Annotated in this window: 5 protein-coding genes; 2 read left to right on the forward strand and 3 right to left on the reverse strand. The window is 62.2% G+C overall.

All coding sequences use genetic code 11. From position 1 onward, the window contains the following. Positions 1–529: 529 nt before the first annotated feature. A complete protein-coding gene (acs, locus tag VJ604_RS15600) occupies positions 530–2,560 on the forward strand; it encodes an acetate--CoA ligase (RefSeq protein WP_324084101.1) in 2,031 nt (676 codons plus the stop codon). 174 nt (positions 2,561–2,734) lie between these two features. On the opposite strand, the gene VJ604_RS15605 is transcribed toward acs, so the two are convergent. Both VJ604_RS15605 and VJ604_RS15610 read right to left on the reverse strand, forming a co-directional pair. After that, positions 2,735–4,654: a tetratricopeptide repeat protein gene (locus VJ604_RS15605; RefSeq protein ID WP_324084103.1), complete on the reverse strand. Its 1,920-nt coding sequence runs from the start codon at positions 4,652–4,654 to the stop codon at positions 2,735–2,737. Between the two features lie 385 nt (positions 4,655–5,039). Then, complete coding sequence (locus VJ604_RS15610) at positions 5,040–5,312, reverse strand: hypothetical protein (RefSeq protein ID WP_324084106.1); 273 nt, start codon at positions 5,310–5,312, stop codon at positions 5,040–5,042. Between the two features lie 180 nt (positions 5,313–5,492). On the opposite strand from VJ604_RS15610, the gene VJ604_RS15615 reads away from it, so the two are divergent. Further along, positions 5,493–5,753: a PilZ domain-containing protein gene (locus tag VJ604_RS15615; RefSeq protein ID WP_324084108.1), complete on the forward strand. Its 261-nt coding sequence runs from the start codon at positions 5,493–5,495 to the stop codon at positions 5,751–5,753. A gap of 101 nt (positions 5,754–5,854) precedes the next feature. Here the strand turns inward: VJ604_RS15615 and VJ604_RS15620 are convergent. Further along, the coding region (locus tag VJ604_RS15620; protein ID WP_324084110.1) for a cupin-like domain-containing protein at positions 5,855–6,556 on the reverse strand (702 nt) is incomplete at its 5' end.

Consider the following 6,556-nt stretch of genomic DNA (forward strand, 5'->3'; position numbering starts at 1 on the left):
GCGAGACAGGCAAAATCCTCCGGCAAGTCGAAGGTCGCGGCCAAAATCACCCCGACCGGGGCAGCACCGGTTGTGGCGGACATTTCCAAAAGAAAGCGCGGCCGGCCGGCCCTGTCGGTAGCCTCGGTCCCCTCCGAGTAGCTGCTCGCCCCCGTAGTCGACCACAGAGGAGACCGCCCCCGGCGCGGTGACCTGAACTCCTCTGTGGCCGACCTTTTTGCCCAGCCCAAGGTCAACCACTCCCCCTCACCACTTCACCCACCACCAGTCATCCGGAAAACCAGCAAACAGATAGTCGAGTGCGTCCAGCCGCAGGGGAGCCAGATGTTGCCGGTTCTTTCTCTGCACCGGTAGGCAGAGCAGGAAAGTGAGCACGCCCTCGCGCGGGCGATGCAACGTGGTGCCGGCAGCTCCTTTCCTCGCTCCCCTTTTCTCCCGGCGTGGCCTGAAGATCGGGGTACCACCCGGCTGCCCGGCAGGCATATAATGAGCACAGGCAGTGAACCGTACGCCAAAGGAGGTGCCGGGCATGCGGAGAGAGCGAGGAGAGAACGTATCGGAAGCTGAAATCGCCGTCCACTGGCAGGAAGAAGAGTACATCCATCCCCCCGAGGAGTTCATCCGCCAGGCCAACCTGACCGACGGCGGCATCTACCAGCGCTTTGCGCCGCAGCGGTTTCCCGACTGCTACGTGGAGTACGCGGAACTTTTATCCTGGTACCGGCGCTGGGACACCGTGCTGGACACCGGCCGCCCCCCTTTTTGGCGCTGGTTTGTGGGCGGCAGGCTCAATGCCAGCTACAACTGCGTCGACCGCCACCTCCCCGCCTTCCGGAACAAGGCGGCCATCCACTTCGTCCCTGAGCCGGAGGACGAACCGGTCCGCCACCTCACCTACCAGGAACTGCTGGTCAAGGTGAACGAACTGGCCGCCCTCTTGCGTGACTTCGCCGGTCTCAAGAGGGGGGACCGGGTGACCCTGCACATGCCGATGGTGCCGGAGCTCCCCATCACCATGCTCGCCTGCGCGCGCCTGGGGGTCATCCACTCCCAGGTCTTCAGCGGTTACAGCCCAAAAAGCGTGGCCGAACGGATGGCCGACGCCGAAAGCTCTGTGCTCATCACCACCGACGCCTACTTCCGTGGTGGCAGCATGCTCGATCACAAGGAGAAGGCGGACGAGGCGGTGGAATTGGCGGCCGCGGCTGGCTTCACGGTGGAAAAGGTGCTGATCTGGGAACGCTACCCCGGCTGCTACGCGAGCCCCACCCCGCTGGTCGAGGGACGGGATTACCTGTTGAACGAGCTGCTCAAGGAGTACCGCGGCCGACGGGTCGCCCCCGAGGAGATGAACGCCGAGGATCCGCTCTTCCTGATGTACACGAGCGGCACCACCGGCAGGCCGAAAGGTTGCCAGCACTCGACCGGCGGCTACCTCTCCTACGTGGCGGGGACGGCGCGCAACGTGGAGGACATCCATCCCCAGGACGTCTACTGGTGCATGGCCGACATCGGCTGGATCACCGGGCACTCCTACATCGTGTACGGGCCGCTCGCCCTGGGCGCCTCGGTGGTGGTCTACGAAGGGCTCCCCACCTGGCCCGATGCCGGGCGCCCCTGGAGGATCGCCCAGGAACTGGACGTGAACATCTTCCATACCTCCCCTACCGCCATCCGCGGCCTGCGCCGGGCCGGCCCCGACGAGCCGGCCAAGTACGACTACCACTTCAAGCTGATGACCACGGTGGGCGAGGCGATCGAACCGGAGGTCTGGCGCTGGTACTACAAGGTGGTCGGCAAGGGGGAGGCGGTGATCGTGGACACCTGGTGGCAGACCGAGACCGGCGGCTTTTTGACCAGCACCATGCCGGCCCTGCACGACATGAAGCCCGGCTCCAGCGGTCCCGCCATGCCCGGCATCTACCCGGTGATCCTGGACGACGAGGGGCGCGAGATACCGGAGCGCTCCAACCGGGCGGGGAACATCTGCATCAGCAATCCCTGGCCGGGGGGGTTCCAGACCATCTGGAGGAATCCCAAGCGCTTCGTGGAGCAGTACTACGCGCGCTACTGCAAGAACCAGGACAGCCGCGACTGGCGCGACTGGCCGTATCTGACGGGGGATGGCGCCACCCAGGGTGCGGACGGCTATTACCGGATCTTGGGAAGGATCGACGACGTGATCAACGTGGCCGGCCACAGGCTCGGCTCCAAGGAGATCGAGTCGGCCGCCCTCACCATAGCCGAGGTGGCCGAAGCCGCCGTGGTGCCGGTGGCCGACGAGATCAAGGGGAAGGTCCCCGAGCTCTACATCTCGCTGAAACCGGGGCTCAAGGCGGGAAGCGCGCTCAGGCAGCAGATCTCCGAGGCCATCGCCGCTGAGATCGGCCCCATCGCCAAGCCCAGGCGGGTCATCATCGTCCCCGACATGCCCAAGACCCGCTCCGGCAAGATCATGCGCCGGGTGCTCTCCGCACTCTCCAACGGGGAGCCGACCGGCGACGTCACCACCCTGGCCAATCCCGAGGTGGTCGAGGAGATCAGGCGGCTGATGGGATAAAACCTTTTTTTCACCACGAAAGGCACGAAAGAACACGAAAGGAGAGACAGGAAACCGAACCTTGCTCTGAAAAGAGAGGAAAGGGGCAGACCCTCTACGACGGGTTGGAAGAGCTGCCTTTATTTTCGTGTCTTTTCGTGTCTTTCGTGGTCAGCAGGGTTGAATGCCTTTCCTTTACTCTCCGAACACCTCTTCCAGCGCATCGAAGACCAACGGCTCCAGTTCGTTGTTCATCGGGTAGTCACGCCACAGACGCGCCGTCTTCTCCCGGTAAGGCCCCACCAGTTCCGGCCGCACCCTGTTCATCACCCGCAAGGTCTGCGTGTAGAGCATGCGCACCACGGAGTTCTTGGGCTGATCGACGCACAGACGCAGGACCCCCTCCAGGATTTCCCGCTCGCCGTGCAGCCCACCCCCCTCCAGAAAATTCAGGGTCTGGCAGGAAACCGTCAACAACTGTTCCAGGCGCACCAGGTAATCGGCCACGAAATTGCCGACCGGGAGCTGGTACCAGGAGGGGGCCGCAGCCATGCTCACCCCTGCGTGGGCGGCCATTAGCCTGCTCAGGTCGGCGCAGACCTGGTAGACAGCCGCTCCCGGGTTCTCCCCGTCCAGCTCCACCTTGATTTCAGCCAGCCGCTCGCCGTCCTCCCGCCGTATCAGACGGGTCAGCAGCTGCCAGCGCGGCGAGCCGACCTCAACCGTGACGCCGATGACGTAATCGGGAGCATCTTCCCCGCTGCCGGACATGAGGCAGAGCGCCGCGTCCTCGAAGGGACGAAAGAAGAGCGCGAAGCCCTCCCCCTGTGCCCAGGGGATCACCGCGACCCCGACCGCCTCCGAGGCGATCTGGATCACCTCCGCCAGCAGCAGGGGAAGCGAACGGCTCAGACGGCCGGCTGCGTCGCTCAGCTGCAAGCTACCCTCACCATCCCCGTTCCCCACCACGGTGCTGCCGAACACGGTAAAGCGCGGTGCCGACGCCCCCTTGGGCCTGAGCAGCGCCGAAAAAGGGGCGCCATGCCGCATCCAGATCGGTCCTTCGATGGAAAGGGCGGTGATGGCCGGCTCAGCCTCCTCCCTCTTCACCTCGCGCCGGGCGGTTTCGGCCTTGGCTTCTACTTTCGCCAGCTCCGTCTCCCAGAAAGCGAGGGTGGTTTTCCAGTCGGGACGGCCCGCTGCGTACAGCTCTTCCAATAAGCTCCCGGCAGCGGACAGGCGCCCCAGCTCAATGTTCGCCTTGAGGAAGTTATTGCCCGCCTCGATACCGTGGGCAGCCGGGTCGTAGTAGGACTCCGCCAGGTGCACGAGCTCCTCGAGGTGCCCGGCGTTACCGAGGTCGCCGCTCATCTGCACCAGGAGGTCCGACGGCGTCGGCTCTCCCGCCTCCTCCAGCGCTTCACGGTAACGGGCCTTGGCCTCCGGCAGGTCGTTGTTACCCAGAGCATGACGCGCCAGCCACAGGCGCGCCCGCCAGCTTCCCGGCAACTCGGCTACCTCCCGGAATGCCTCGAGCTCGGCAGCTGCACCGCCACGCTCCCGGTTGATAGCGGCAAACCAGATGAGCCCGTCATCCTGGTTGGGGTCGAGTTCCAAGGCGTGCCAGAGGATCTCGCCGGCCCGCTCCTCCTCACCGCGCAGGCTGTAGACCCTGGCCAGCTGGGTCAGCACGCGCCCCTCCTCGCCGTGCTGCTCGATATACTCCTCCAGCACCTGTTCGGCGTCGTCCAGCCGCTTCTTTTCCAGATAGATCCGGGCGAGCAGCGTGGCGCCGCGCCAGGGGAGCGGGTCGATGGCAGAGAGCTGCTCGGCATAGGGGATGAGCTCCGAGGAGAAGCCATCCTTCAGGGCACCGGCCAGCACGTCGTAGAGGGCATCGGGGTCGTCGCTATGGCTCTCCAGCTTCCCCAGCAGTACGTCGTCCAGCCATTGCTGTCGGGTTACCAACCCTTCGCGTCCGTACTCGTCAAAAACCTTGATCGAATCGACACCTTCGCTGACGCCATCGCCAGCGGCAGCAGAAGATGCGGATACCGGTGCCGAGGATGCAGATGCGGAGGCGGACGCAGAAGATGAGAGGGGTGTGGAGGTCACAGTGGAATCCGGTTCGGGGGATGCCGCTGGTGACGGAGAAGGGGTACGTTTTCTGCCGAACAATTTATCGAAGATGCCCATGAGAGAGGATTCCTTGCCATTGTGAAATCTGATCAGCCATCGACTTTCGCAGTCCCCTCCCTTTCACAAGGCATGGCTAGAGGGGAGTCTCAGCAATCAAGTCGCGCTGTCACGTCCACCCAGTGCTAAAAAGGGGGACCATTTTTTGGCCGTTCGAGCAGGGAGCTGCCTCGTTCAGCCGCGGTGAATATACGAGCTTTTATGAGTATTTTCAACAAGGAAGGTGAAGAAAACTCAGACGTGGTTGACACAAAAAAAGCCACCTCTTCGGGAGGTGGCTTTTGATCCTTGCAGGCTGACTGAGTTACTTGGCGGGAGCTGCAGCCTTGGCAGCTGCGTCATCGGCCTTTTTCTGAGCTTCGTCAGCTTTTTTCTGTTTCTTGTCCGCTTTTTTCTGCGCCTTAGCGGCCTTCTTCTCAGCCTTCTTCTCTTTCCTGGTCTTCTCCGGCGCTTTTTCAGCGGGAGCGGCGGCGGCAGGTGCGGCCGGAGCAGGAGCAGGAGCGTCAGCGGCAAACACTACGGCGGCAAAGGAAACAGCAACGAGAGCGGACATCAGACTTGCAAAGATTTTTTTCATGTGCATCCTCCATGGCGGTGAAATTGATTAAGGGTAGCACAGAAAAAAACATGCACAAGAAAACGGAGACTCTTTTCGCAAAAATTGGGCAACAAGTTGGCCTCATTCCCGACGTCCCGCCAAATTTTCGGTATAATTTACAGCCGACATACTACAACTGGTGACTGCGAGGTGGACACTATGGACCTGGAAAAAAGGACCTTTGCCAGACTGGCGCTCCATGCAGACGCGACCATCCATAAGGACGACCAGCGGATCGACTGCGAAGTGGAAGACTTGAGCATGAAAGGCATCTTCATCAACGCGCCGCAGCCAATGAAAGAGAACGAGACCGTGGCAGTCACCATCCGCGACACCCCACTTTTCGAACTGAAAGCGAAGGTGGTGCGGGTAACCGACCAAGGGGTCGGCTTGCAGTTCGAGAAAACCCTTTTCGAGTGACCATCCCTCCTCAGCCTGCTGATGACGCAAAAAAAGCCCCTGATCCTTAGGCGGATCAGAGGCTTTCGTTTTTCCCGCCAGTTGTTTCACACCGGCATAGTCTAAGAGTGCTTCTTCCAGAATTCCGCGGCGTGCTTTATTTTACTCAGCCTCCCCAGCAGGGGATACATCACGTCGTTCTTGAACACGTAATCCTTCAGGGGACTTTCGTTCCAAAGGCCGCCGACGCGGGCGTAGTGGAAGAAGTTGAGAGCGATGTTCAGACCGTGCGACTCGACGTAGTGCCAGCTGCCGGCCGGGATGAACAACGCCTCCCCCGCCTTCAAAACCCCTTCGAAGCCGGTCGCCTGGCTGACCGAGCGCCGGTATTTCTCCTGGACGTGCACGGGATTCACGTGGCTGTCCATGGTCCGGCCTTCCCTTAGCCCCTTGATGTCGAAGACGCCGTACTGGTGCAGATGCCGCGTCTGGGACGGGTGGTAGACGGCGAAGCGCTTCTCCCCGCGAAAGACCGCCAGGAAGCTGTGCCAGGCGTCGTAGTGCAGCAGGGTCCGGTTGCCGCCCGGCCCGATCCACAGGTTGCAGTTCACGATGTCCTTCTGGGGAAGGAAGTCCGGGAGGGGGATATCGGGGGCCAGCGCCTTCAATTCGCACTCCTCCCGAACGCTCCCCCCCTCCCCCATGATGGGATCGGCGCTCAGGTAGAGATCCTTGGTGGTGGTGAGCGATTCCACGAACTCCGCCACCGGTATGTACTTGAAGGAGAGGAAGTGATAGACGCCGTACTCCTTGGGGAGCTGCAC

Origin of the sequence: Geomonas sp. (genome assembly GCF_035254065.1) — a bacterium.
Lineage (GTDB): Bacteria > Desulfobacterota > Desulfuromonadia > Geobacterales > Geobacteraceae > Geomonas.